The 25470-nt window shown below is 67.1% G+C and carries 33 protein-coding genes, 1 pseudogene and 1 CRISPR repeat array; of the genes and pseudogenes, 2 read left to right on the top strand and 32 right to left on the bottom strand.

The window, feature by feature from the left end; genetic code table 11:
• Positions 1-17: 17 nt before the first annotated feature.
• Positions 18-854: pseudogene (locus tag ACMA1D_RS10550) on the bottom strand (ABC transporter ATP-binding protein); the annotation flags it as partial.
• Between the two features lie 101 nt (positions 855-955).
• On the opposite strand from ACMA1D_RS10550, the gene ACMA1D_RS10555 reads away from it, so the two are divergent.
• On the top strand, positions 956-1933 hold the full coding sequence (locus tag ACMA1D_RS10555; RefSeq protein ID WP_414723617.1) for a hypothetical protein: 978 nt from the start codon (positions 956-958) through the stop codon (positions 1931-1933).
• A gap of 372 nt (positions 1934-2305) precedes the next feature.
• Here the strand turns inward: ACMA1D_RS10555 and ACMA1D_RS10560 are convergent, their stop codons facing one another.
• Positions 2306-2761, bottom strand: a complete 456-nt coding sequence (locus ACMA1D_RS10560; RefSeq protein ID WP_414723618.1) for a hypothetical protein — start codon at positions 2759-2761, stop codon at positions 2306-2308.
• Between the two features lie 216 nt (positions 2762-2977).
• Here ACMA1D_RS10560 and ACMA1D_RS10565 point away from each other — a divergent pair, with 216 nt between their 5' ends.
• A complete protein-coding gene (locus ACMA1D_RS10565; RefSeq protein ID WP_414723619.1) occupies positions 2978-3259 on the top strand; it encodes a hypothetical protein in 282 nt (93 codons plus the stop codon).
• A 77-nt stretch (positions 3260-3336) separates the two neighbouring features.
• Here the strand turns inward: ACMA1D_RS10565 and tgmC are convergent, their stop codons facing one another.
• The 30 genes from tgmC to ACMA1D_RS10715 form a co-directional block, all read right to left on the bottom strand.
• Entirely contained in the window at positions 3337-4500 is a 1164-nt protein-coding gene (gene tgmC, locus ACMA1D_RS10570; protein ID WP_414723620.1) for an ATP-grasp peptide maturase system methyltransferase, read from the bottom strand.
• The gene (gene tgmB, locus ACMA1D_RS10575) at positions 4501-5454 is read right to left on the bottom strand and encodes an ATP-grasp ribosomal peptide maturase (RefSeq protein WP_414723621.1); all 954 of its coding nucleotides are present in this window, start codon (positions 5452-5454) and stop codon (positions 4501-4503) included.
• Between the two features lie 5 nt (positions 5455-5459).
• Positions 5460-5726, bottom strand: a complete 267-nt coding sequence (tgmA, locus tag ACMA1D_RS10580; RefSeq protein WP_414723622.1) for a putative ATP-grasp-modified RiPP — start codon at positions 5724-5726, stop codon at positions 5460-5462.
• Between the two features lie 275 nt (positions 5727-6001).
• Positions 6002-6241: a hypothetical protein gene (locus ACMA1D_RS10585; protein ID WP_414723623.1), complete on the bottom strand. Its 240-nt coding sequence runs from the start codon at positions 6239-6241 to the stop codon at positions 6002-6004.
• A complete protein-coding gene (locus tag ACMA1D_RS10590; RefSeq protein ID WP_414723624.1) occupies positions 6241-6489 on the bottom strand; it encodes a hypothetical protein in 249 nt (82 codons plus the stop codon). The genes ACMA1D_RS10585 and ACMA1D_RS10590 overlap by 1 nt, the downstream gene beginning before the upstream one ends.
• A gap of 94 nt (positions 6490-6583) precedes the next feature.
• Complete coding sequence (locus ACMA1D_RS10595; RefSeq protein ID WP_414723625.1) at positions 6584-7825, bottom strand: helix-turn-helix domain-containing protein; 1242 nt, start codon at positions 7823-7825, stop codon at positions 6584-6586.
• Positions 7826-8048: 223 nt separating this feature from the next.
• A complete protein-coding gene (locus ACMA1D_RS10600; RefSeq protein WP_414723626.1) occupies positions 8049-8249 on the bottom strand; it encodes a hypothetical protein in 201 nt (66 codons plus the stop codon).
• Positions 8250-8261: 12 nt separating this feature from the next.
• Positions 8262-9044: a CHAP domain-containing protein gene (locus ACMA1D_RS10605; protein WP_414723627.1), complete on the bottom strand. Its 783-nt coding sequence runs from the start codon at positions 9042-9044 to the stop codon at positions 8262-8264.
• A complete protein-coding gene (locus tag ACMA1D_RS10610; protein WP_414723628.1) occupies positions 9044-9223 on the bottom strand; it encodes a hypothetical protein in 180 nt (59 codons plus the stop codon). Before ACMA1D_RS10610 ends, ACMA1D_RS10605 begins: the two co-directional genes overlap by 1 nt.
• A gap of 146 nt (positions 9224-9369) precedes the next feature.
• Positions 9370-9764: a CRISPR direct-repeat array (repeat unit 29 nt; unit sequence GTGGGCCCTGCACGCGCAGGGATAGCCCG).
• A gap of 73 nt (positions 9765-9837) precedes the next feature.
• The gene (locus ACMA1D_RS10615; protein ID WP_414723629.1) at positions 9838-10578 is read right to left on the bottom strand and encodes a peptidoglycan-binding protein; all 741 of its coding nucleotides are present in this window, start codon (positions 10576-10578) and stop codon (positions 9838-9840) included.
• Positions 10575-10760, bottom strand: coding sequence for a hypothetical protein (locus ACMA1D_RS10620; protein ID WP_414723630.1), 186 nt, complete (start codon positions 10758-10760; stop codon positions 10575-10577). The genes ACMA1D_RS10615 and ACMA1D_RS10620 overlap by 4 nt, the downstream gene beginning before the upstream one ends.
• Positions 10761-10787: 27 nt before the next feature.
• Positions 10788-11303 carry a hypothetical protein gene (locus ACMA1D_RS10625; protein ID WP_414723631.1) on the bottom strand — a complete coding sequence of 172 codons (516 nt, stop codon included), beginning with the start codon at positions 11301-11303 and terminating at the stop codon, positions 10788-10790.
• Positions 11304-11332: 29 nt separating this feature from the next.
• The gene (locus ACMA1D_RS10630) at positions 11333-11869 is read right to left on the bottom strand and encodes a hypothetical protein (protein WP_414723632.1); all 537 of its coding nucleotides are present in this window, start codon (positions 11867-11869) and stop codon (positions 11333-11335) included.
• 736 nt (positions 11870-12605) lie between these two features.
• A complete protein-coding gene (locus tag ACMA1D_RS10635) occupies positions 12606-13166 on the bottom strand; it encodes a hypothetical protein (protein WP_414723633.1) in 561 nt (186 codons plus the stop codon).
• Positions 13167-13184: 18 nt separating this feature from the next.
• Positions 13185-13739 carry a hypothetical protein gene (locus ACMA1D_RS10640; protein ID WP_414723634.1) on the bottom strand — a complete coding sequence of 185 codons (555 nt, stop codon included), beginning with the start codon at positions 13737-13739 and terminating at the stop codon, positions 13185-13187.
• Between the two features lie 13 nt (positions 13740-13752).
• Positions 13753-14295, bottom strand: coding sequence for a hypothetical protein (locus ACMA1D_RS10645; protein WP_414723635.1), 543 nt, complete (start codon positions 14293-14295; stop codon positions 13753-13755).
• Positions 14296-14305: 10 nt separating this feature from the next.
• Positions 14306-14818: a hypothetical protein gene (locus ACMA1D_RS10650; protein ID WP_414723636.1), complete on the bottom strand. Its 513-nt coding sequence runs from the start codon at positions 14816-14818 to the stop codon at positions 14306-14308.
• Between the two features lie 29 nt (positions 14819-14847).
• The gene (locus tag ACMA1D_RS10655) at positions 14848-15168 is read right to left on the bottom strand and encodes a hypothetical protein (protein ID WP_414723637.1); all 321 of its coding nucleotides are present in this window, start codon (positions 15166-15168) and stop codon (positions 14848-14850) included.
• Positions 15168-16724 (bottom strand): hypothetical protein, encoded by a 1557-nt coding sequence (locus ACMA1D_RS10660; RefSeq protein WP_414723638.1) that lies wholly within the window; start codon positions 16722-16724, stop codon positions 15168-15170. The genes ACMA1D_RS10655 and ACMA1D_RS10660 overlap by 1 nt, the downstream gene beginning before the upstream one ends.
• Positions 16721-20266, bottom strand: coding sequence for a transglycosylase SLT domain-containing protein (locus ACMA1D_RS10665; protein WP_414723639.1), 3546 nt, complete (start codon positions 20264-20266; stop codon positions 16721-16723). Before ACMA1D_RS10665 ends, ACMA1D_RS10660 begins: the two co-directional genes overlap by 4 nt.
• A 20-nt stretch (positions 20267-20286) precedes the next feature.
• Positions 20287-20571 (bottom strand): hypothetical protein, encoded by a 285-nt coding sequence (locus tag ACMA1D_RS10670; RefSeq protein ID WP_414723640.1) that lies wholly within the window; start codon positions 20569-20571, stop codon positions 20287-20289.
• A 23-nt stretch (positions 20572-20594) separates the two neighbouring features.
• A complete protein-coding gene (locus ACMA1D_RS10675; protein ID WP_414723641.1) occupies positions 20595-20990 on the bottom strand; it encodes a hypothetical protein in 396 nt (131 codons plus the stop codon).
• Positions 20991-21099: 109 nt separating this feature from the next.
• Positions 21100-21591, bottom strand: a complete 492-nt coding sequence (locus tag ACMA1D_RS10680; protein WP_414723642.1) for a hypothetical protein — start codon at positions 21589-21591, stop codon at positions 21100-21102.
• Entirely contained in the window at positions 21591-22010 is a 420-nt protein-coding gene (locus ACMA1D_RS10685) for a hypothetical protein (RefSeq protein ID WP_414723643.1), read from the bottom strand. Before ACMA1D_RS10685 ends, ACMA1D_RS10680 begins: the two co-directional genes overlap by 1 nt.
• A 261-nt stretch (positions 22011-22271) precedes the next feature.
• Complete coding sequence (locus ACMA1D_RS10690) at positions 22272-22619, bottom strand: hypothetical protein (protein ID WP_414723644.1); 348 nt, start codon at positions 22617-22619, stop codon at positions 22272-22274.
• A gap of 16 nt (positions 22620-22635) precedes the next feature.
• On the bottom strand, positions 22636-23058 hold the full coding sequence (locus ACMA1D_RS10695; protein ID WP_414723645.1) for a hypothetical protein: 423 nt from the start codon (positions 23056-23058) through the stop codon (positions 22636-22638).
• Positions 23058-23672, bottom strand: a complete 615-nt coding sequence (locus tag ACMA1D_RS10700; RefSeq protein WP_414723646.1) for a hypothetical protein — start codon at positions 23670-23672, stop codon at positions 23058-23060. The genes ACMA1D_RS10695 and ACMA1D_RS10700 overlap by 1 nt, the downstream gene beginning before the upstream one ends.
• Positions 23673-23693: 21 nt before the next feature.
• Positions 23694-23906 (bottom strand): hypothetical protein, encoded by a 213-nt coding sequence (locus ACMA1D_RS10705; RefSeq protein ID WP_414723647.1) that lies wholly within the window; start codon positions 23904-23906, stop codon positions 23694-23696.
• Positions 23906-24109 (bottom strand): hypothetical protein, encoded by a 204-nt coding sequence (locus tag ACMA1D_RS10710; RefSeq protein ID WP_414723648.1) that lies wholly within the window; start codon positions 24107-24109, stop codon positions 23906-23908. The genes ACMA1D_RS10705 and ACMA1D_RS10710 overlap by 1 nt, the downstream gene beginning before the upstream one ends.
• 67 nt (positions 24110-24176) lie before the next feature.
• Positions 24177-25391 carry a phage major capsid protein gene (locus ACMA1D_RS10715; protein ID WP_414723649.1) on the bottom strand — a complete coding sequence of 405 codons (1215 nt, stop codon included), beginning with the start codon at positions 25389-25391 and terminating at the stop codon, positions 24177-24179.
• Positions 25392-25470: the final 79 nt, after the last annotated feature.

Below are 25470 nucleotides of genomic sequence, written 5' to 3' on the forward strand. Positions count from 1 at the left end.
CCCGTAACCGGTGCGCGTCACTGGTGCCAGGAGCGCCACAGCGCGGCGTACGCGCCATCGGCCGCCACCAGGTCGTCGTGGCCGCCCAACTCGCTGATGCGGCCTTCCTCGACCACCGCGATCACGTCCGCGTCGTGCGCGGTGTGCAGGCGGTGGGCGATCGCCACCACGGTCCGGCCCTCCAGCACCTTGGCCAGCGACCGCTCCAGGTGACGGGCCGCACGCGGGTCGAGCAGCGACGTCGCCTCGTCGAGCACCAAGGTGTGCGGGTCCGCGAGCACCAGCCGGGCCAGGGCGATCTGCTGGGCCTGCGCCGGCGTCAGGGCGTGCGCCGCGCCCGAGCCGACCTCCGCGTCCAGTCCGCCGTCCAGGGCCCGGGCCCAACCGTCCGCGTCCACCGCGGCCAGCGCCGCCCACAGCTCCGCGTCCTGTGCGGTGGTACGGGCCAGCAGCAGGTTGTCCCGCAGCGTGCCGACGAAGACGTGGTGTTCCTGGTTGACCAGAGCCACGTGTTCGCGTACCCGTTCCGCTGGCATGCGCGCCAGTTGGGCGCCGCCGAGGGTGACCTCACCGGTGCGCGGTGCGTAGATCCCGGCGAGCAGCCGCCCCAGCGTCGACTTCCCGGCTCCCGAGGGGCCGACCAGGGCCACCCGGCTTCCCGGGCGTACCGTCAACGTCACCTCGTGCAGGACGTCGGCACCCGCCCGGTAGCCGAACCGCACCTCGTCGGCCCGTACGTCCCTGCCCTCCGGTTTCTCCCCGGCATGGCCCGGCGTGGTCTCGATCTCACGGACGCCCACCAGCCGGGCCAGCGACACCTGGGCGACCTGGAGCTCGTCGTACCAGCGCAGTATTTACCTTAGCTAGTACAGCGGGGTACTCTGTGGGCATCTGTCCCGATTTGCCTTCACGGAGAGTGATGAAGGTGAGTAGGAAAACACCGACAGTAGCGGACGTGACGTGGTCCTTCCTGTGGACCATGAAATCCGTCGGCGCCCCCAGGTCCACATGGGACCGCTACAAGTCAAACGCCATGGCCCTACTGGAGTTTGACGGCTACGGAGCCCGAGCCATCACAACGATCGACGGCCCGCAGCTCGCGGCATTCATCGACGCCGGAGCCTCGCGCGACATCCGCATCGCACGCCGGACGATCGCGAACCGAGTGATGAGCCACGCCTACCGATACGGCAACACGAAGAGGCTTGTAGAGGCCCCGCCCAGCGCGTACGCCCCACGACAGGACCGGCACCGCGAGTGGACACGGTACAGCGCGGAACAGTTGCGTCAGCTTCGCAACGGCGCGCCATGCCCGCGCAGCCGAGTCGCCATAGCCATCGCCTCATACACCGCGATGCGCATCGAAGACGTCCGCATTCTCCGGGCGCCAGCAGTGAACCTCGCCGATCAGTGGCTCTCCACCTTCATCCAAAAGACCGGCGTCTACGACTTCAAAGTCATCAGCGGCGGGCTTGAGCAGGAATTGCGGATCTACCTGTCCTGGCTTTACAGCTGTGCCGACGGGGTGGTTACCGCCGACGACTACCTGATTCCTGCCTTCCCTCGTGGGGCGTACGGCCTCGCCTACGATGCCGAAGCTGTCGACCTGTCTGCCCCTATCGGATACAACACGTTGGGGGACAGGTTCGTGGAGGCGCGAACGAATGCAGGGTTGCCGTTCCTTCCTCGTGAGAGGTGGCACGCGGTGCGTCGCTCGGCCGGCCGACTGTTCTTCGAGGCGGCTGCGCGTCACGGCTATGACCTGGCGTTGCGAATGACGCAAGCGTTTCTGAATCACCAGTCGATCGAAACCACTGAGCGCTACATAGGGCTGGGGACGGCCTATGCGGCTCGGGACGAATTCTTGAGGTCTCACGACTTCTTGGCCGTCGAGGAGTCCGGCAACGTCATCCCGTTGTCTCGAAGTCGGTAGAGAGGTGGCCAGTCCCCGGAAGTCAGTCGTGCCGCTCATGTGCAGCGGCGGGTGACGTGTCCGGGGGTGGCCGGCCCTGGGGCGGGACCCCCGGACAAGGGGGTCCCGCCCTGGTGCGCCCCGGTGCGCTGCGACGCGCGTACGGCTGAACCGTCCGGGGGCGTGCCGGGTAGTTTGTGGGGCCCCCGGTGGGGCCGTCTCCGGTTGACAAGGGTTGCCGGTCCCTCGGGCTCTGGTGTGCCCTCGATCACTACATTACAGACCAAATCGGACTATTCAACCCATGCTGCACCATTTGACCAGTCTTTTACCTTAGTGCTCGCTGCATAGCAAAGCGCCGACCAGGTCAACTGGTCGGCGCCTGCGGATAGTTCACCGTCCTCGGCGTGGGGGGCGCCGGCCCCGGAGCCCCGTACGGAAGTCGGCCTGGAACTTCCGCATGACGTCCGTGGCCGTCTCCATGGCCTCCAGCTCTTCGAGCGTGGGCGGCTCCGGCGGGCTCTCGTTCACCTCGCGCAACAGCACCATCGCCGCCTCGGACAGCTCGCCCCCCTGGGCGGCCTCGATGGCCCGCAGCACCTCATCGAGCCGAGACCCCTCCTCATACAGCAGCACCTGCGTGTCCGCCCGGCCGAGTGTGCGCGGCAGGTAGCCGATGTTGCGGCTGTCCAGCTCCGCCTGAATCTTCTCGATGTCCTGGGGGTCCAGCCGTTTGCTGCCCACCAGGGTGCGCAGGACGCGCATGCTGGTGTTGCAAACTCCGTCGCCGTTGTCGATCTCTGATCGCAGGTCCGGCCAACTGGCTGGGGCTGGTCGCGGCGAACTCATAAGGAACCCATCCTCGGGGTTGTCGAAGGTGTAACTCGCCTGTACCTCCACCATAGACCCCGAAGCGGCTATACCGGCTAAAGTGCACACAGTCGCCATTAAGTGGATTTATCAATCTATTCGCTTGAATCCGGTTTCAATCAGGTTCATGATGAAAGCGGACCCTTCCCGTCCGGGAAAGGGTTTTGCCTCGCCAAGCTGGGGGGTCCCCGCGTCATGGACACACCGCTACGTCGCCGAATCAGAGCGACGGTCAGCCGATACCCGAAGCTCTCCCACGACGAGGCTGAACGCCTCACCGACGAGATAGCGCAGGCCGTTACCGCTCGATCACCTGTGCAGGCGTACTCCGCCGAACTGACCCGCATCGTCGCGACCCTGGTCGCCGGCTTCCAAGCCATCGCCCGCCGTCAGATGTACGGCGTCATCGGCCTCGTCGCCTTCGTGATCGTGTGGTCCCTGTGGGTACGGCCAGTCGCCGAACGCTGGATCACCTAGGCGACCCACGCGCGTTCGACCCCCGCCCATGCCAAGCATCGACGGGGGTTCGTTGATTTCACCGCGGTTGCCAGCGTTCAGTCGAGGCGGTGTTCCCAGGACAGCGCAGGGTCGCCCTTGATCGAGTAGCGGTGCGACTCCTGGGTGATGCGGAGCTGCACTTCGGTGATGTCGGGGCAGTTCGCGATCTGCCAGGCGATCAGCGCCTTCTCGATCCGGTCCCACAGAAAGACCGGCCCGCCCTGGCGAACCTGCCAGTCGGGCCCGTTCTCCGTGAACTCGGCGAACGACTCGCGCTCGGGGTCGAAGAGGTAGAGGAGTTGTTCGCCCTTGCTCGTGGCCGCGCGGACGAGCTGGGTGCCGGGGGCGACGAGCTGGGCCAGGAAAGCAGGCGTCCACTCGTCCAGCGCGAGCGGCGTCACCTTCGTCTGCCGTACGCTGCGGGCGTAGGCTGTCCGCGCCGAAAGGTCACCGTCCACCGGCTTGACCGCCTGAGAGCGGGCCTGCATGAAGCTGGCGCGTCCGATGATCCGGCCTTCAGCCGTGCCATCCTCGTTCACGGTCACCTTCGCCAGGCCCGAGCCGTTGGCCCACGATCCGACCGTGGCCAGGATGATCCCTCCGGGCCTGGTCTGCTGTACCCACGTGTAGGGGATGCGCCGGACCAAGCAGGTGGCGATGACCCTGTCGTACGGTGCTCGCCGGGGGTGCCCAAGGAGTCCGTCGCCGGTCACGGTCCACGTGGAGTAGCCGGCCGTCTCCAGGGCGGCGTCCGCGCGCGCGGCGACCTCCGGATCGACCTCGATGGTGGTGAAGTTGTCCTCGCCGAGGCGGTGACACATCAGTGCGCCGGAGTACCCCGTGCCCGTGCCGATCTCCAGCACGGTGTTCCCGTCCTCTACATCCAGGCTCTCGATCATGCTGACCACGAGGGCCGGCATCGTCGAGGACGAGGTGGGCAGCCCTGCCACGAGTCCACTCACCTGGTCCGCGGTGAGGTGCCCATCGAGCTGGGTGGTCAGCGTCTCCAGAGAGTAGGCGGTGTGAATCCACTCCTTTAAGTCGGTGGCGAGGGCCGACATGGGCCGCCACCGGCCCCCCTCGGGGAGGAACACGCCGGGGTTCAGGAACAACTCGCGGGGAATCGCCTCTACGGCCTCTCGCCAGGCCGGCGTAGTGAGGGCACCCGCCTGTGCGAGCTTGTCCGCAAGGCTTCGCCGCTCGTGCGCGGTGTCGGTCATTCAGTTCTCTCCAGCCAGTAGCGCCGCGAACGCGGCGGCCATCTTCAAACCGGTGTGCGGCTCCAGCCATCCCCACTGTCCGTTGGGGTTCAACTCCAGCCACCACAGGTCACCCTTGCGGTCCTCGGCGAAGTCGAAGGACCCCGAAGCCAGGCCGTAGTGGTTCAAGAAGGCCATGAGGGCTTTCTCGAACTCGCCGGGCAGGTCCACCACTTCGTACGACAGGGCCGAGTAGTCCTTGCGCCAGTCCAGGAGGCCGGACCTTATTCGCACGGCGAAAATCTGCCATCCGACGACCAGGATGCGGATGTCGGCGACCTTGTCCACGACGGCCTGGAAGAGGTGGGGCGCGACGCGGACGCTGTCGTCGATCTCTTCGGGGGCGACCGTCTCGGTCCAACCTGTCAGCGAAACGCCGTCTCGCTGGTAGGGGGTCCAGCGCAGCGTCTTGTAGATCACCCGATCGTGGGACGAGATGAACGTGCGCGCGTCGTCGGGGTCGTTGCTCACCAGGGTGGCCGGCACCGTGAGTCCGAGACGCTGCGCCGTGGCCAGTTGGGCGGGCTTGTAGTCGGCCTCGGCGACGCGAAGGGGGTGGTTCACCCAGGTGGGACCCTCCAACGCGTACAGGGAGCCACCCAGGCCGTAGCGCACCTGCGCCGCCGCGAAGGCGGCATCGTGCTCCCCGAGGACGGGGAAGGTGGGCCAGACGGGGCGGCGCCAGTAGACCGCGCGCACGTCGGCGAGGCTGGCCGTTCTCGACGGGGTACGCACGTGCCCGACCACAGGGGTCGGGCACGTGCCGAACCGAGCCGAGACCGTCAGGTCCGTCCCGATGTCGGCCGGGTTGAAGCGGACGACCGGCACATCGAGCTGGTTGAGCTCCGTGATCACCATGTCGGCGGTGACGTCGTCCGCCTCGGTGGCCACGAGCACGGGCCTCTTCTCGGTCATGACCATCAGTCCGTGTCGTTGCCCTGGTCGTGGCCCTCGTCGTTGCCCGTCTGACCGTCCGAGCTCGTGGACGTCTTCGTCTCGGTGCCCGTCCCGGTACCGTGCTTGCCCATCTCGATCACCTGGCCGGCCTGGTCGCGGAACACCCCGAGCTGCGTGTCAGGGTCGATGGTGACCGACGAGTGCGGCAAGCGGATGGTGCTGGGGTACGGCGTGAGTCGGCTGACGCCCCAGGGGCGGGCCGGGGTGAGCTGCTGGATGGAAGTCGTCACGTGTGCTCCTCGTAGTGAGATGGAACGGTGCGTGTTGACGTGCTGGCCCCGCCCGAGCCGTGGGGGAACGAAGATCGGGCGGGGCCTTGGATGCCGGGCTTTCCACGCAAGGGATGGTGGAGAGGCCGGCGAAGCCCTCCGTGAGCGACTGACGGAACTCGCGGGGGCAGTTCAGGGGTTGGTCAAGGCGTACGCAGCGGCAAGTGTGAAGACGACCGAGCCCGCGATGAGGGAGATGAGCAGGGCGCCCGCGTGCCGCCCGAGTAGTTGCCACATCAGTCGGCCATCCAGGTGCGCCAAGGGCGGGTGATGACCTCTTCGTAGCTCAGGTGGCTGGGGTTCCGGCCCGAGTGGTTCAGGGTCCAGGTCTGCGGCGGCTCCCAGCCCCCGTCTGCGGCGGACATCTCCCCGCAGACGGAACAACGCATCTGATGCGTCACCGCCGGGGCGTCCGGCTCCCGGTCGGGCGTGAGGTGCCACTGCTTGTGGGTGATGACCGTGTGGGGGCCGCTCATCAGACTGCCCTCATCTGGGCGCCGAACTCGGTGAGCTGGCCCCGGGCCGCGTTGCGTTCGCTCAGCTCCTCGGCGGGAGTGAGCGGCGTGACCTTCTCCGGGGCGGCGTCCCACTCCTGGCCGCCGTTCAGGGGCTGCAACTGGACACGGCCGCCGTACGTGTCTCGAACGACGCCGATCTTGCCTTTGGCCGCGTCCTTGGCCAGCTTGCCGACCTCCGGCTTGCGTTTCTCGTCGTGACCGTCCATGACAGCGAAGTTACGGCGCGCAGTCGCGGGCGACCAGGCTGCGTGCGATGCACTTTGATAGACGTGCCGTCAGAAGTGCATCGCTACGGTGTAGTTACGCGAAGACTTGCAGGTGGGCGCCAACCTGACGCATCTCTGCGGTGAGAGTTCGGCGCTTCTTAGTGATCTCCTTGAAGGTGACTGCGGCGGACGCCTGGTGACGGAACCACTCAGGTGCGATCTCGTCGAGGTGGGCCAGCTCCTCCATCGCGGCCGTGGGGTCGCCCGTGCGGACGTAGGCGCGGGCGAGGTCGAGCCGGTAACGGTTGCCGTCGTTGGTGCTCGGCCCCCCGAGCTGCTTCCAGTTACTCTCCAAGAGGTACGGCTCCTCCTTGGACTTACGGACGACCGCCCTCGCGTCACCCGCGATCATGTGGTCCTCCAGTTCCTTCATGGCCGCCGTTACGGGCCCAAAGACCGACCAGTGACGCAGTAGGTTCCGGTGCGTCTTCCCGACCGCCTTCGCAGCGGTGCCGGCGGCGCGACGAAGGGCTTTCGCTTCATCTGGGCGGTTGTTCCGTACCGCTGCCGCCGCGGCTTCCATCGCCAGGCCGCCCCAGGTTGCGTACTCGTCCGACGTGGCGCCCGCAATCTTCGGCTCGATCATGTCCATCGTCGCAATGGCCACGTCCTCCGCCTCGTCGAACCTTTCGGTCCTCATGAGGAGCCAGCACATGCCGCCGACCCCGGAAGCCGCTACGAGGTTGTCCCCGGCCCGCTTGGCGTCCTCGATGGCGTCCCTGGCAGCCACATACGCAAGGTCGAACTGCCTGATCTGCGTCAGGTACCGGCTGGTCATGCTCAAGGCTCGTGAACGCGTCACTAGTGCCCGCTTCCGCTCCTCGCCCGAGTCGTAGTAGGCCACGGCGTCATTCACCGCCCGAACGAGCGTCGGCAGGTCCGCGGCGATGCTCTGGTACGTGTCGGCGAAGTAGAGGACGGAGTTGTCATACGTCATGCGCTCCAGGCGGCGCAGGTTCGGTTCGTCGCCAGGGGGCGGGGGGACCGGCGCGAGGCTGAAGGAGGGGGTGAGGGCGATGCGGAGGTCGCGAAGGTTCTGGCTGTTCGGGTCCTCGTGCTTGACCGGCTCTGGAGGGCCGGCCGCCATCAGGTCCGAGGTCTTCACTCCGAGGACTCTGGCGAGGGCGTGGAGCGTTTCCATCCGGACCCCGTCGCGGCCCTGCTCGATCTTCCGGACCGGTCCGATAGAGAGGCCCGCGCGGTGGGCAAGCTGCTCCTGACTCAGGCCCATCGCTTGTCGGTATCGGCGGAGGTTGTCAGCGAGTTGTTTCGACATGTGCACCACCCTGGCATCGGGAGATTGCGGACTACCGAATCCGAGGGTACGACGCATGTGAGCGTGGGGTCAGCGGACAGTAAGAAGCCCAGCCCCCACCTTGGGGGCGGAGGGCTGGTTGTCCGGCTCGGTCAGTGACTGGAGCGGAATCCAACTGATCCCGCACAGCAAAACGCGCCCCCCGGACGGCCCCTGTTTCGGGGCGTCCGGGGGGCGCATTGCGTCACTTCACTGAGGGGGCTTCGGGCTCGCCGACGTTGCGTACGAGGACCCCGTACGCGGCCCGGCCGGCCGCCGCCGCGGCGGCGGGCAGTACGGCCATGGTCAGCGGCCCGTCGCCGCCGAGCGCCACAGCGCCGAACGCCAGCAGCCCGGCGACAAGGGCCTGCTCGGCCAACCGCTTGAGGAACGCAACAGAGAACATGATCAGCGCCTTTCAGTCGATCACGCGGAACAGGCCGGTGCGGTCACCGAGCCGGGTAAGGGAGTCGCGGCCGGGCACGCCGTCGGCGTCGCGGCCGGTGTAGCCGAGCTGGCGTTGCCACTTCGCGTACGCGTCGCGGGTGAGGGTGCCGAAGACGCCCCGGCCGCCGAAGCTGATCCCCACCGTCTTCGCCAGCGCGTTCTGCACGCGCGTCACGTCGTCCGTCGAGTTGCTGGGGCCGGGCTTCTGCGCGCGCTCCAGCGCCGCCCGGTGCGTGGCGGCCCACACGACCTGGGCGAGGGAGACGCGCGGCCGGCCGTCCGCGTCCGGCTTCGGCGCGTCGGGGTAGTCCGGGCGGATGTAACCGGCGATCGTCGCCGCGGTGCGGACCTTCCGCATGCACCGGTCGCTGATGTTGCCTTCGATCGTGTACACGGTGCCGCCGGACACCGAGGTGACGATGCCGACGTGGTCGATGTTGGCGATGCTGTTCGACCCGGCCCAGTCGAAGAAGACGATGTCGCCGCGGCGGATGCCCGCCACGTCCACGTGCCAGCGGCCTCGTACGCGGCCTCGTTCGGCGTGGGCCACGGTGTAGGCGAAGTCCGTGCCGAAGCACACGGCGGCGTGGTTGCCCGAGTCGTACGCCCAGCGGGTCACGGCCGCGTCGCACCAGGCGAAGTTCCCCGAGTAGGCGGCGCCGTTGCGCTGCCGATACCAGGTCTGGATGTAGTTCGGCTCGCCGAGCCCGAGATCCCGTTCGGCGCGTTCGATCATCGCTTCGACGCCGGCCATCACGCACCACCGCCGGCCGGCAGGGCGCCGTATATGCCGTTGCCGTCCGGTGGACCGAACATGGCGGCCAGCAGCTCGGCTTCGTCGGGCCGTTCGGGGCCGGGACGGGTGCGGCGAAGCTGGGCGGCCTGGTCGCCCTGCGTCATGTCGTCCGAGTAGGGGCGCGGGTCTTCCGCCATAGGGGCTCTTCCTTCCGGGCATGAGAAAGGCCCGGCACAACGGCCGGGCCGAGTAAGGTGTGTTGACTGATTTACGAGCAGCTAGCGGTGAGATGGGCTGTGGTCAAGTATTGGCAAAGTCGCTCTAACATCGCAGGTGGGGAAGGGTGGGCCCTGCACGCGCAGGGATAGCCCGAGCGGCGTGCTCCCCGGAGGAGATCAGCAGTAGTGGGCCCTGCACGCGCAGGGATAGCCCGCGGGAGCCGCTTCTACATCGACCCCGCGGACGGTGGGCCCTGCACGCGCAGGGATAGCCCGTGCGGGACGGCACGAGCGTGTTCACGGCGGCCGTGGGCCCTGCACGCGCAGGGGTAACCCGTGGACGTGACGGGGTCGTATCGGGCCGTGTTCGTGGGCCCTGCACGCGCAGGGATAGCCCGGCCCGGCAAGACGGGCGGCAGCCGCGACTGCGGGGGGCCCTGCATGCGCAGGGGTAGCCCGATCACCATGTACGCGGCCACGGCCGCGAATTCGTGGGCCCTGCACGCGCAGGGGTAGCCCGTCGAGCACACCGCCATCGCGCAGTTCGACGGGGTGTTCCCTGCACGTGCAGGGCTTGCCGGCCCGCTGGCTTGTCAGTAGCCGCGCGGGCCCCGGTTCGGGTCGGCCTGCTGCACCCTCACAGCCAGGTTCGACCCGTCCCCGCGCACCCCGTACCGGCCCATGACGTAGTTGATCGAAGCGCAGCACGACGCCACCGGGTCGTAGATCGACAGCGAGGTGCCCGGCTGGTGGTAGGCCGCGAACGTCTGCGGGATGCACTGCCACATGCCCCGACTGCACTGGAACGGATGCCCGTCAGACGCGTCGCTGTACCCGGGCGGGTTCTTCGCGTTCGAGTCGCTGGTGTTGATCGCGTTCGGCCGGTACGACGACTCCCGCAACGCCATCGTCAGATAGCCGCTCACCCACGCGACCGTCACCGGCAGACCCATCAGAGCCAGGGCCTTACGGATCGTCGCCTCGGCGAAAGCACGCCCCGAGCTGGACGAGGTACGGGTGAACAGGACGCTGCGCGGCGAGATCGGCACCGGCCCCGCCGACTGCGGCGGAATGTCCTCGCCAGTGGCCGTCGCCAGCCGGCGCCACGTCTCCGGCCCGGGAATGCCGTCGGCATCCGAGCCGGACCAGCCCTGCGCGTACTGGAAGGCGGCGCAGGCCGCGCTGTCCGCCGGGCCCCAGTCGGGGCCGGCGCCGACCGAGTAGAAGCGCCGGCCGCCGCGGGCGATCAGCCACGTGCCGAGCTGGGTGATGTGGTCGTTGCTGCGGCCGGGCCCGAACTTGTCGGCGCCGGGGAACGGCAGGCTGCTCATCATCGCCCCCACAGCGCGGTCGCGGCAGCCGCCACCGAGGCGACCGCCGACACGGGCAGGGCGTAGAACCAGCGCTCGACGCGACGTATCCGCGCCTCGTGATCATCGCTTCGGAATATCGCCGCATCCAGCTTCGTTTCGATGCGCGCCAACCGGTCTATGACTTCGCGGCTTTCGTCTTGCATTCGCTCGCGCCGCCTTTCGTGTTCTTCTCACAGCGGCATGACCGCGATGAACCGTGATTGGAAACTCGCAGTGCCAGACCCGGCCCTGTACTGGCAGGTGAACGTGTTGACTCCGGGCGTAAGACCGGTCATCAAATCGACGTCCGACATGATGCAGAAGTTGTTGGCGCTGATTCCTTCAAGCAGGATCGTCGTCGCCAACAGCGCGGCTCGCGTTGTCGCCCCGGACACGGCCCACGACTGCAAGCTGGCGCCCGTGCCGGTGTTCTCCAGCCGGCAGCCGTGGAACACCAGGGCCGTCGTACTGGTCGTCGCGGTCACCGCGGGCCCGCCGCTGAGCGGCACGAACGACGTGCTGCTGGTGCTCACCAGGCCGTTGGCCCGCTTCACCTGGGCCACCCGTTCCACGATCGCGTTCGGCCCGCTGGCGACGAAATAGCCGCCCTCCGTCGTCGCCTTCGCCGGCGCTGTTTCCAGCAGGTTGTCGCGCAGGTGGGTGTTCAACTGGGCGGCGGTCAAAATCGCGTTACCGACGAACGTCATCGGCGCAGTCCAAGCCACAACGCCCCCCTTTACAGCGGGAACACGATCAGAATGCGGTTCTGGAAAGTTCCCGTCACCGAACTCGCCCCGACCCGGTATTTCGCGGTGAACGTGTTCACGCCCGGCGTGAGCGTCGTCTGAATCAAGTCGTAGTTACTGCGCCGGGTGGCTGAGCCCGCCGTGAGCCCGTCATGCGCCAGCGCGGTTGAATCCAACGCGTCGCGCTCGGTCGCACCGGAGATCGCCCAGCTCATGCGGACCCGTGAGTTCGCGAGGCTGGCCGTCATGTGCGCGCCGATCCACACGAACGCCCTGGTCCCGGTCGTCACGGTGACGGACGGGCCCACGGTCGGCAGGTCGGCGTACTCCGTCGAAGTCGTCGTCTCGCTGCTGTTGCCTTGAATCCGGGCGTACGCCACGCGGCGGCGGCCTATCCGGTTGATGCCTTCGACGGCGAAGAAGTCACCGGCCGCCTGTGCGCGGGCGGCCTCGGTCTCCAGCAGGTTGTCGCGCAGGTGGGTGTTCAACTGGGCGGCGGTGAGCACGGTGTTCGTGGTGAACGTCATCGGGTGTGTCCACACCATGTGCCTGCTCTCCTTCGGCGTAATCGAGACTCGTTTGTCGTCTGGCAGAAACACGACTCCCGGAGGGAAACCCTCCGTGGTTCCATAAGGGCCGGATCTTGCGAACGAGCGAAAAGGGGAGAATGACGTGGCTTTCAAGAAGGCGCCGTGGGCGCTGGCCGCCAGCACGGCTATGACGGCTCTCATGCTTACCAGCGGAGCCGCCTCGGCTGAGCCTCAGCCTGAGTCGAATAGCGCTACCGTGAAACCTGGCACACGGTCAGGGAACTTCGAGCTTAGGAACATCAAGACCCAGCGCTGCACCGAAGATTACCCAGGCCAGGGGGTACGTGGTCGGGCCTGCGACGGAACGCTAGAGCAGAAGTGGTGGATTCAGATTTACCCGGACGGGCACGTGGTCTTGCAGAACGCGTGGACTGGAGGCTGCCTGGACGACAGTCAGCAATTTGGATTGCGTACCTTTAAATGCAACGACGAGGTCTACCAGAACTGGACCCTGTCATACACGGCAGCCGGCTGGGCCGTCTTTAAGAACCACATGACTGGCAAATGCCTAGACGACAGTTACCAATCCGGTGTACGCACCTTTGACTGCTACTACCACGACCACCAGAGCTACCGAACGAGACCCTTGTAATTCGCCGCATAGAAGCACCGCCATCCCTAACTCCTCGGTCCCTTCGAGGGCTGGGGGTGGCGGTGCTTTTCACTGTGCCGCCTAGAAGGGGAAGACGGCGATGAAGCGGTTCTGGAACCTGGCGGTGCCGGACCCGCCGGCCCGGTACTTGGCCGTGAACGTGTTCTCGCCCGGTGTGAGTACGGTGAGCAGGTCGACTTGCCCCATGCCCCATGGCGACGAGGCCGGTACGCCGTCCGCCACGATCGCTGTTAGGTCGAGCAGGGTGGCGTCGGCTACCGGGTCACGGTTCGTGGCGCCGGAGACCGTCCACGACATGACCGACTGGGCCGAAGCGGTGTCGTTGCTCAACTGGGCCGAGATGAACACGAACGCCCTGGTGCCCGTCGTAACAGTCACCGACGGGCCCACCGTGGCCAGGTCGCTGTACGTGGTTGACGCCGTGGTCTCGACCGCGTTCACCCGGGCGCTCTGCGTGCGCCGCTCCACGATGTAGTTCTCGTCCTCGACGGCGAAGAACGCGCCGGGCGTCATCGCCTTCGCCGGCATCGTTTCCAGCAGGTTGTCGCGAAGCTGCTCGTTTAGCTCGGCCGCGGTGAGCACAGCGCCGGCAGTCCACGTCTTGGGAGCCGTCCAAGCCATCAGGGCCCCCTTTCGATCTCACAGGGCCATGACGAGAAGTTCCCGATTCGAGAAGGTCCCGGTGCCGCCGGACACCCGGTACTCCATCGTGAACGTGTTGACGCCCGGGGTGAGGCCGGTGAACCGGTAGGTCACCCCGTAGCGGACACTGTTCGGCGTCGGCGGGCTGGCCGACAACCCCTGCATGGCGACCATGTTGGTGTCCGACGCCGCGACCACGGTCGCCCCGGACACCGAAACGCTGGCCATGGTCGCGTTGGATGGGGCCGTGTTCTCCATCCAGGTCGCCACCCACACCAGGGCCGTGGTGCCAGTCGTCACGGTCACGGTCGGCCCTCCACCGCTGTCGAGCCCTGTGTACGTGGTCGAGCTGGTGGTGCTCGCCGTCAGGGTTCGGGACCGGAAGCAGTTCCGGGCCGTGATGGCGTTGGCCCCGGTGGTGATGAGCATGTTGCCGGTGAAGTTTGCCTTGGCGGCCTCGGTCTCCAGCAGGTTGTCACGCACGTAGGTGTTGAACTGGGCCGCGGTCAGCGGCGAGCCGGGCACGGCCGTCATGGGGGCTGTCCACGCCATCCGGGACCCCCTTTCACAGCGGCATGACCACCAGGTGGCGTTCGGCGAAGCTGGCGATCTCCGACGTGGTGCCGGCCCGGTAGAGCATGGTGAAGGTGTTGGAGCCGGGGTTGAGTTCGGTGAACCGGTGGAAGCTCATCGCGCGCAGCGGCTGGCCGGCCGGCGTTCCGTCGTTGATCAGCCGCCAGTTGTTGTGGGCCGGCACGTTGCTCGCCCCCGTCGCGGCCACGCTGCAACTCGACTGGCCCTGCGCCGTGTCGTTGCTCAGCTCGGCGGCGAACCACACCAGGGCCTCAGACCCGGTGGTGACCGTCACCTGCGGGCCGCCGGTCTTCGCCGTGTAGATGTCCGTCGTCGCGGTCACGGTGCCGGCCGCACTGGACCCCGTGGTGGTCCGGGCCGTAATCTCCCGGGCGCCGGAGGTGACGAAGTGCTGGCCGGCCGCGGTCGCCTTCGCCGGGGCCGTCGTCATCAGGTTGTCGCGTATGTACAGGTTGTATTCCTGCGCCGAGAACGTGGCGCCGGCCACCGCCGTCATCGGGGCTGTCCACGCCATCCGAGCCCCCTCACATGGCCATGACGATGATGTTCCGGCCATAGAACGTTGCCGTGCCGAACCCGGTCTTGTACTTCATCGTGAACGTGTTGGCCCCGGGGGTCAGGTTGGTCACGAAGTGGACGGTGCCGAACTTTGGGGCGGCGCCGGCCGCCACACCGTCGACCAGGCCGCGCCAGGTGTCGCTGGCCGCGATCGTCGTCGCCCCGCTCACGGCGTACGAGAAGCTGTTCTGCACGTTGGCGGACGTGTTGGACGTGCCGGAGTTCAGGAACACCAGAGCCCGCGTGCCGGTCGTCAACGTCACCGACGGGCCCACCGTCGCCAGGTCGGTGTAGGCCAGGGATGTCGTGGTCTGCGATGTGTTCACGGTCGCTGACGCGATCTCGCGCTCAGCGATGCTGTTCGCCCCCTGCGAGACGAACCAGCGGCCAGCCGTCGTGGCCTTGCCCGGCATCGTCTCGTTGAGGTTGTCCCGCACGTGGGCGTTGAACTGCGCGGCCGTCCACACAGCGTTCGCCACCGCAGTCATCGGGGCTGTCCACGCCACGGCTACCCCCCGGTGTGCTCGGCCGTCTCGTCGTCCAGATCCTTCACGGACTGCCCGTGCGGGGCGCCCGAGCGCAGAGCGAGCGTGTGTCCGGCGGGAAACCAGTTCCGGGTACGCGGCACCATGCGCCGTTCCAGGGCCGCCATGATGTCGTCGGCGTTCGCCGGCCACTCCACCTTGGCGAGCTGCTTGCACTCCGGACAGTGGTAGGCGGACTGCCGCGGCTGGAGCGCCAGGGCTGAACCGCAGTCGACCGGGCAGTCTGCGACCCACCGGCCGTGGTTGACGTAGGCCCTGGCCTTGGCCGTGATGAGTGCGGTCATCAGAACCCCAATCCGCGATTGTCGAGCTGCCCCATCGTCGGGTCGTCCAGAACGAAGATCTCCGATGAGAACGACACTCCGGCTTCGGCGAACACGCCGTTGTCGAAGTCCGCCGTGGGGGAGTCGAAAGTGAAGTAGTTCGGCGTGGCGCCGGCTGACTCCGGGGCCCGCTCGCAGGAGAACGCCACCCGGTGGTCCAAGCCGACCTGCGCGATGTCGTGTTCGATCTGGTCGATGAAGAAGTCATGGTCCACGAACGTCTGCTCTGGCTCCACGACGTGAATGCGGTCTGACAGCGCCCGGTCGAGTATCTGGGTGATTCGCGTGTCGTTGCCGGAGTTCACCGTGATGGTGACCACGGGAAGCCGCTTCGCGCGCTGCCCGATGATGACGTTCGCGATGGCGTCCGCGTCGTTACGCGAGGCGAAACGCAGCTCGGCGTCTTGCAGGGTTCGCACCCCGTGCACGTCCTGCGAAGCCGAGTCCTTGGCCTCCACGCGCAGGGTGCGGGAGACGGTGACCGGCTTGGCCCGCAGGCGAAGCCCCTCGATCACCGAGTTCGCCGAAGCCGTGATCTCGATCCACGTCGTCTGGCCGCTGGCCCGAGTCACGGTCGTGGTGACGCTGCCGGACACCAGGGTGAAGTCGGTGCCCGCCTCGGGGGCCTCGGCGTCGATGAACGGGTCATCGGTGCGGACGACGATCGTGCGGGACTCGCCGGTGCCCAGCGTGAAGATCTCGTCGGTCTCCCACACCACCTGGGTCGGCTGGGGGTCGCGCTCTTCCACGTCGACGGTGACCTGGTTGACCAGGTCCCGCCAGCCGATGTCGTAGGTCATGGGGGAAGCGAATGTCGGCTCCAGGCCGACGGGGCGGAACGTGGCCTGCACCGTGGTGGAGGCCGGCCGGGTCAGCCGGTGGTGCCTGTCGCGGAACACGAAGGCGCCGCTGCCGGACACGTAGGCGATAGCCGGCGGGCCCTCCGCTTCCACGATGCCGGCCAGCGCCGTCAACGCGTCCTCCCCGTCCGCCCACCACCACCGAATGGTGGTGGCGCCGGCGTCGATGTCGCGCAGTGAGGCCGGCCAGCCCATCACGTCGAGCAGGGCGTGGATGGCGGCGCCGGTCTGCACCGACCGGAATAGCGCCGTGGACGGCTGGGCCTCACGGAACTTCGACAGCATGTCGAGCACCGACAGCTTCACCGACCGTGACTCGCGGTCGGGAAGCAGCTCGAAGTCATCGACGTACCCCTGGAACAGGTCCCGGGTGACGCCCTGGTGCGTGGCCTGCACCAGGACTCGCTTCCCGGGAGTCAGCCGGCCGGCCAGGGGCGAGCCCGGGTTGTCGGGCGAGTAGTCGCCCGACTCGTTGTCCAGCTCGAACGAGGTCTCGCCCGGGGCCACAGCGGACAGGGCCCGGGCCTCGTCCCGGCCGGAGCGGAACCCGACGGCCTGCCGGAGTCCCAGCACGCGGGCGGAGACGTTCTCGCCCGCGTCGCCGAAGTCCCCGTCGTCGTCCCAGTCGATGCTGAACGTGTACGTCGCATCTGTCACTTGGGCAGCCGCCCCTTCCGCTTGAGGTTCTGCATGGCGCCCGCCAACATCTGCTCGAACTCGCGCTCCGACTTGGCGTACACGTTGCCGTGGATGTGGACGTGCGTGCAGTCCCCCTCGCCCCTGCCGCGGGGCACGAGGTCATGGCCAACGGGCTCCGGTCGGCCGGTGCCGTTGAACGCCAGACTCAGACCGGTGGGCAGGAAGCCGCCCTGGTCGAAGCTGTTGACCAGTCCTCCGAGGTGGTAGGGGCTGCCGGGGACCTTTCCGCCGTACCGCCGCTTGATGTAGCGGGCGGACGCGGCCATGTTCGCCAACGGGTCGAAGATGTTGTTCGACGTGCCGGCGACGTGGTTGGCCCGAAACGTAGCCATGATCAACTGCATGAGCCCGCGGCTCGGATCACCCCGGCGGGCGTTGGAGTCCGACCGGTTGATGGCCCGAGGGTTACCACCCGACTCGGCCGCCATCAGGGCCATGAAGCGGCCGATCTGGTTGACGTTGACACCACCGAGCCGCAGGGCTTGCAGGGCGAGCCCACGCCAGCGGTTCACGCCACTGCCACCCGGGCCACCCTGGTAGGTATCCGGCCCCTTGTTCGCCAAGCCATTCAGGCCCTGGAAGAAGTCCTTGACCTGAGACTTGGCAGCACCCGACGCCGTGGGGTCGCCCACCGCAATGCCGTGGATGTGAGGAGAGAAACCCTCCTTCCGGCTGCGCGCCCACGCCGCGAACCCGGAAGCCCGCATGTTGCCGACGATCGAGTTCGACGCCGGGTTGAGGTCAACCGCCCCACCACCGGTGTGCGTTCCCGCGCTGGCCTTGGCGTTGCTGTAACTGCCCTGCGCGTAGCTGAACCGGCGGCGCGCCAGGCGCTCGGCGTTGAGCAGCATGGCGCGGGTGCGGACGTTGACGGTGACGCCTCGGAAGCCAACGCGCTTCCCATCGCCCGCCTTCCACCCCTTCCACGGGATGTAGCCGTTGCCCGAGTCGTCGGTAGCCTTCGACATGACGAAGTCGATCAGGGCATCGAAGCCCCGGTTGGCGTTCTCCTTGATGGCCGTGGAAACGACCCCGGACTTGCCCCTTTCGTCCTTCGCGAGACCGCCGACCAGCTTCCGGTACGGGGTGAACAGCGCCTTCATCGCGCGGCCGGCCAAGCTGCGGAAGATGCCCCCGGCCCAGTCGAAGACCTGGCCCACCGGGTCGGTGACGAAGCCGGCCGCGGCCTTGCCGGCATCCTTGATGACGTCGACAGGGTTCGGGATCGCGCCGCCGAGGAAGAAGCCGGGGCGCCGCTGGGGCCCGAAGTGGTTGAGGGCGCTCTTGCCGGAGCCACCGTTCAGCCAGTCCAGCGTCTTGGTGCCCAGCTCGCGGACGCGAGACCGACGGATGACGTACTCGCCGGCCTGCGCCATGATCGGAACTCGGTCGCCACCCGAGCCGGAACCGGGAATCTCGCCACCGCTGCGGAAGCCGAGCTTGGCCTTCGGCAGGTCCGGGACGCCCGGGATCTTGCCGGCCGTGGAGTTCCACGCTCGACGCAGACCGTCGTTGTAGACGGTGTTGACGAAGAACTTGACCGGGCTCTTGGTGACGCCGCGCAGTTTCGACCAAGCCTGGTCGATGCCCCGTACAGCCGTTTCGAACGCCTTCCTCACCGTACGCAGACCACCGCGCACGGCGTTGAAGGCCGGACGGATAGCGTCGTTCCAGATCCTCCGGACTGCGCGGCCCAGTAGCGACCAGGCCACACGACAGGCCGCGCTCACCGCGCGGAAGGAGGAACGGACCCCACCAAGCAGTACGCGGACAGCCGTGAAGGCAACACGAATCGTGTTCGCCCACACGGCGCGGACGACCCGGCCGAGGAACGACCAGGCCGCGCGACATGCGGCTCCCACAACGCGGAAAGAGGTGCGGACCCCGCCGAGCAACATCCGGACGGCGACAAAGGCGACCCGGATCGTGGTCAGCCACACAGCGCGGACGACGCGGCCAAGCAGCGACCATGCTGCGCGACATGCGGCGCCCACCACGCGGAAGGACGCGCGGACCCCGCCAAGCAGCACCCGGACGGCGATGAGCGCCGGCCGGATCATGCTCACCCAGACGGCCCGCGCCACTCGACCGAGGAAGGTCCACGCCGCGCGCATGGCGACGCAACCTGCGGCCCACGCAGTCCGCATGGCCCCCCAGACCAGCAAAGCGAAGGCGCGGATGCCGCCCCAGACTGCCCGCCAGTTCGCGGCCAGAAGAAGCAGCCAGCCCACGGGGCCGATAAGCAGGATCAGCCACTTCCACTTTCCGCCGAGAAAGCCCCATACGGTCAGGGCAAGCCCCTTGATGAAGGCCCAGGTAGCGGAGAAAGCAGTTCGCACCCCGCTCCAGGTGTGCGCCCAAATCGTCTGGAACCAGGTGGTCTTCGTGGCGATGAGGACAACAGCGCCCACCAGAGCGATAATTGCCAGAGTGACTATTCCGATCGGGCTTGCAGCCCAGACCAGATTCAGCGTAGCCCACGCCATTTTCAGCATCGTGATCAGAGTGACGATGGTCCGAATGACCATCAGACCCAGAATCGCGGCCTTCCAAGCGTAAAAGAGAATGATGATCGTCTGGAGAACGGGGATAGGCAACGCCGCAATGATGCGCAACAGGGCCGTTGCCAACCCGAGGGCCAAGGGGCCCAGCCCAGCCATTGCCGTACCAACGTGCCCCAGAACCTGCACGAGGAGACGAAAAAACTCCCCAACAGAGGGACCCTGCGAACGGACCAGGGCGAAGAAGCGGGTAAAGCCACCGCCCTCGGCCCAGCGCCGTGCTGCCGCAGCTCCCTGCACGAGTGCACCCGTCAGGCTGCTGACAAACGGCGTGGACGCCCGGAACCCGAATCCGAGCACTGCCGCAATATCGCGGCCGGCCTTGATCAGGTCCCGCATGGCCGGAACGCCAACGGACTTGATCAGACCCATGAAACGGCGGAAGCCGTCAGCGTCGGTAAGCCAGTCACCCGTGGCGACGCCGAGGACACGCATTTCCCGACTGACCAGCTTGAAAACCGGCGCAACCAGACCAGCCGCCTTGGCCGCCCCATTCAGAACAGGAATGATCGGCGCAAGCGTGGCATCCCGCGTCGCCCGTGACACACGCCGCAGCGCATCCGAAACCTTGTCCTCAGACTTCAGATACGACTGCTGAGTCTGCGACAGCTTCGAATGAGCGTCGCGCATCTTGTGCACGGCTTCGATCTGGTGCTTCACCATGGCGCCGTACATGGCGAAACCGGCGCCCGCAGTGACAGCCATCCCCACCGTCGCGGCGCCAACTCCGGCCGCCACCGTGCCAATAGGAATGAGCGCGGGCGCCAGCGAAAGCGCAGCCGTGCGGAGCCCCCCGAACCGCTTGGACGTTGCGAGCAACGCCTTCTCGTTGTCCTGAAGTCGGCTGTTCAGCCGGCGCAGATCCCGGCGGGCCCGCAGCACCCCGGCGCCGTCGTAACGGCTGAAGATGCTGAACCCGAGATGCGTGAGGGTGGCCACGAGAAACCACCCCCTTGGCGCTATTCTTCCTCTACCTCACCCGAATCCCGGTTCCTCTTCTTGGAAGGGGCCCGAAGGGCAAGCTCATGAGGGCGTGGGTACCGCTCAGGCGCGGGAATCGGATTCGGATGGGACTCGTCCGAGAAGTGAGCTGCGCCCAGAAGGTGAGCAATAAAGCCCAACTGCTCGTGGATGGCCGCAAGGATCTCGTCCCCGTGTACCGAACCAACGGGTCCGGCCACTTTCTCGTACGCCATCCATTCAGCAAGTTCGCGTGAACTCACCGACGACAGCATGTCCTTCACGGACTTGTGGTGCAGGGCGAGGGTCAATCGGAAATAGAAGGCTCGCTCTGGTCGTCGGTAAAACCCTCGGCCAACTGCTCCTGGTCTTCCGGGGTTATGCCGGAAAGGGCGCACGCCACGTCGAAGCAGAGTGCCAGCGACTTCGCCGACTTGGTGCCCAGCTTGAGAATGTCTGCGTCCGTGAAGATGCGGCGGCCACCTTCGTCAATGGCGGACCAGGCGACCAGCCGGGCACGGGCGTTGACCATGTCGGGGACGGTTTCACCGTTCTTCATCTTCGCGAGCGAATCCTCGTAGCGGTCACGCTCCGAGCCGGAAAGCCCGCGAAGTCGGACTTCGCCGCCCCACTTCGGTACGTGCACGTCTTCCGTTTCGATGTCGTCCGCTTCGAAGATTTGCTGTTTCGACAAGAGAGCCATGCGGGTGTGACCTTTCGTGCAATTGCGGGTTTTGCCTGCGGGTGGCGGTATGGAAAGGCGCCCCGGGGACCCGCACGCACCCGGGGCGCCAGCATGTGAGACAACGTTGTCAGCTTCTAGCGGCAGCGACAGTGTCACGCGCCCGCTGGAGCACGCCCAGAAGGGCCGTCGTCATGGGCTCACGAGCTTCGGAGAGAGTTTCGACAAACCAGCCGGGCTGGATCGGCCTCTGGGTCACCCACTCGTTCCGGTTGCCGAAGACGGGGTGCCGCCAGCCGCGTTCGCCGTCCAGCCCACGGGGAATCATGACCTGGTTCTCTTCGGGCATGCTCGTGACGATCCGCATGTACGAGCCGCGCCGGCCCCCGACGGCGGCCGTGGCGCGTACGCCGCGGGCGACCTTGCGGCGCAGGCCGGTGTGCCCCGCGTTTCCCGCGACCGGGAGGGTGCGTACCTTCTGCTGCGCCTGCCTGACGAACGGCTTGACGGCGTCACGCATCTCCTTGCGGAGCTGCGTGGGCATCCGGGCATCGATGGCGCGGAGCGCGTTGGCAACGCGGGTGAAGTCCTCACCGGCGACGATGCGGACCGTCGCGGCCATTACGGGGTGTCGTCCCGGTTGAAGGTTCCCCGCTGAACCGGGAACTTCACCGACGTCTCCGACAGCTCACCGACCTTGCCGTTCAGGGGCGAGTACTCCAGAAGAATGCACGTGCCGCTGAACTCGGGGTTGGTGGCCGAGACGGCGCCCACCGTGGGCTTCACCGACACGACGAACTCCGTGGCGTTCTTCCACAGCGGCCACAGCACCGAGTCGACTTCGCCGGCAGCGAAGTCCTGCTGGAAGTTGAGGGTGAACGAGTTGTCCTCCAGGCCGGCCTTCCGTTCGCGGCCGGCGCCGTCGAAGCTCGTAGTGTCGATCTCGTCCTTGGACGCGCTGATCTCGACTGAGTTGACGTGGTCAGAGAAGTCGGTGCCGTTGACCATCACAACGCAGTCAACGAGAACGGTCTTAGCCATGGTGGTCGTCCTTCACGTGCTTGCGGCCAGCCATGGCCGACTGCTGGTTCCCCGGCTTCACGGCCGGTTTGGGGTGCTCGGCCCGCGCAGTGGCCGGCTTGGGTTCGCGAGGCGGGTTCGGGGCCGCCCGCTCCGGTCCGCGCGCTGCCTCCCGGGGAGGGTTGGGAGCCGCCTTGCGGGAACGTTTCTCCTCTTCGCGCTGCTGAGCGAGCGCGGCCAACTGCTCGGGAGTCGGCACAGGCGCCCGACGTCGGCGAGCCATCACAGGGTCCAGTCGGCGCGGATCACGGCGACGGTGACGTTGGCCGTGGCGGAGATCGAGAGCGCCGCCCGACCGTCGGCGCCGGCATAGTCGCTGTGCAGCGGAATCCACACCTCGCCGGTGTTCGCCGCCAGAGTGAACGTCACGGTCGCCGGGGTGGCCTCGGTGTACACCGTGCCAGTCACCGGAAGGGTCACGGTGACCGTGCGGGCTGCGGCGTCGGTGTTCTTGTACACGACGAAGGTGTTGAGGCCGGTGCCAACCTCGGCCGTGTCTGAGGCTGCCGCCGCGGTGAACGTCGGCTTGGTCCCCGCGTGGACAATGCGCTGAGTCGTCAGTGCGGCCATGGCTTTCCCTTCATCGTTACGCCGTCCCCGACGTGTGAACTACGAGGCGCAGTACGGCGCCGACATGTGGAATGCGGGCGGTGGCGAACTCCCCGCCGTAGCCGCGCATGGACTTGATGAGCGATTCCGTGTCAGGCAGGCCGAGCGAACGGTTTTCGTAGATGGCCTGCCGCACGGACGAGGGCCCGGAGCCGCTCAGGTAGTTGTCCAACCGGTCTTGCGACAGGCCGCTGTCCGTACGCGGCACCAGAACGAACAGGTCGAAGTTCCAGGTATCGGTGCCGCGTTGGAGCGACACGGCGAAGTCTGCGTCTACCGGCATGACCACCACGGCCGGGCACTGGGCCACATCCGGGACGGTGTCGTAGCAGATGAGTCCCGGAATCTGCGCTTGGAGCGCGGTCTTCACCGCCGTCCGCAGTTCCATCAGGCTGGCCATCACGCCACCTGGATTCGGTCGCGGCAGAACGGGCTGAGCTTGCCCATGGCGGTCCGGTCGTCCTGCACGCGTACCACGCCGAATTCGCCGAACCCCGCGACTCCTAGTGGCGAGTCCTTGAGCTGGAAGTTCTTGGCCGCCAGGATGAGGCAGGCTTGCTTCACCGGGGCCGGCACGGAGGACCAGCCCCAGTCAGCGGTCACTTCCACGCTGGGGCGCCAGCCGCCCGGGAACGTGCGCCAGCCGACCGCGCTCAGCCGCCAGTACGGCCAGCCCGCGTATCCGTTGCGCACCCCGTTCAACGGCTCCGCTTGGTACTCAGCCCCCGACCAGGTGGTGTCGAACGTGCCGCTGTCCGAGGAGTCCACGCGCAGGGAGAAGCCGACTTCGGTATGGAAGTCGTCCACGATCAGCCGTCGCGGCGACGTCGGCCGGTAGAGGCGAGCCGTCGCGGCGCCGGCGTTGTTGAACTGCCGTCGGGTGTACCGCTCGATCTCACGCGAAGCAGAGTTCAGCGCGCCCGTCAGACTGGCGTCCTGCGACGTGTCCACGAAGACGTTGCCCAGGTACGCCTTCAACTCTGGCAGCGTGATGTAGCTATCGCCGAGGGCCATGGAGCGACCCCCCTTCGATGTCTACTTGTTCTCGGAAGGGGTTCGGCTCTTGCTGCCGGGCGGCCGACCCCGCCGCTTGGGGGCCGGCCGCAGCAGGCGTTCGTACTCGTCTTGGGGGACCAGGTGGCCGGGGGCCCAGTGCAGCCACCGGCCGGCCGGGTCGCCTTCCTCCACGACCCGGCACCTGTCCTCGGTGAGATACAGGTGCCGGTTGACCGTGACGCGCTCCGCCATCAGGTCTGCGTCCCGACCTTGGTCCACGTCGCCGCGGCCTTCGTGCCGGTGTTGATGTAGAGCACAGCGTTCGTGTAGTCGACGCACAGCGCCCCCTTAGGGGCGACGCCGTTGAACTGGGTGGTCGGCGCGCCCGCGCTCTGGTAGAGCCGCTGGCGTGCCACCGCGTCGTCATCCGCCGGCGGATTCACGACTTGAGGCATGGGTTACTCCTCCCACAAGGTGCCCAGCGGCCAGAAGGAACGATTCTTCTGGCCGCTGAAACGCGGATCACAGGCCGGTGACGACGCCGAACGCCTTCGGACGGAAGTGGACCATCACGGCGCGCATGTCCGCGCGGATGACCTGCTTGCCGTTGATGAAGTAGTCGGAGTGGGAGTTGGTCACCTGCACGTCGATGCCGCGGCGGATGAACAGCATCGAGTACTGGGCGAAGTCGCCGGCGATTGCCTTGGTGGCCGTGTGCGCCGTCGTCGGAACCACCGGCACACCCCACACGGTGGTCGGGCCCGAGCTGGCCGGGTGACCCCAGATGTACTGGCCGTCCGCCGTCTTGAGGAGCTGCACGGCCTGCCACTTCGACGGGGCGATGAACAGCACGTTCGGCTCGGCGAACCCGTCGCTGCGGATCGACGTGAACAGCTTGTAGATCGCGTCCAGCGTGGTGTCCGCGCCCAGAGCCTGTGACTGGATGCCCACCACGTTCTCGGTGCCCAGCAGGTTCGGAGTCGTACCGTTGCCCACCAGAACCTGAGAGTCCAGCCGGCGGCGTACCATGCCGGTGAGCCGGGCCTCAAGGTAGGCGCGCGCCGCGGGCTCGTCTTCCAGTTGCTCGTCGGTGACGGGAATCCATGCGGGCAGCTTCTCGACCGACCGGGACCGCTCGGTGAGGGCGAGCGCCGCCTCGCCGAAGGTGGCACCTTCCGCGACTTCCACGACTGCGGTCGCGGTGTGGGTGGTCTCTTCCATGTACTTGTAGTCCGACTGGCTGATGGTGCCCTTCGGAATGAAGTCCACCACGTGGGTCTCCGGACGCAACGGCGTCAGCTCCACACGGCCGGACCGCACATCCTCGGGGTCCCAACCAGCCGTACGCTGAAAGAGGGTCTTGACCTCAACGTCAAGGGTCGCCTTGCGGCCCACGTTGCGGTAGGCATCGGACTTGAGGAACTGGCCGACCAGCGACCGGGCGCCGCCCTTGGACTCCGGTCCGGCGTCCGCCCCCGTCTCACGGTGGGCGTCGTCCAGGGCGAGTTCGTCAACGGCCTTGTTGATCTCCTTGAGCCGTTCCACCTCGCCCTTCAGCTCGGTGATCTCTTCGTTCTTGGTCCGAACCCAACCGAGCTTCTCCGTGGAGTCACCAGTCAGGGACTTGACCTTGGACATGTCGTAGTCGGGGCCGGCCTCGGCGAACACGTCGCGCAGAGACTTGCGCGCGGCGTCGAGCTTGCCCAGCGCGTCCTTGAGCGCAGGGAATTCTGACATCGTTGTCTCTCTTTCGAAAGGCGAAAGCGTGTGGGCGTGAAAAAGCCCGGCGCGCGGTGGCCGGGCTGAAAGAGGGAAG

This window comes from Streptomyces sp. 796.1, assembly GCF_047525675.1.
Lineage (GTDB): Bacteria > Actinomycetota > Actinomycetes > Streptomycetales > Streptomycetaceae > Streptomyces.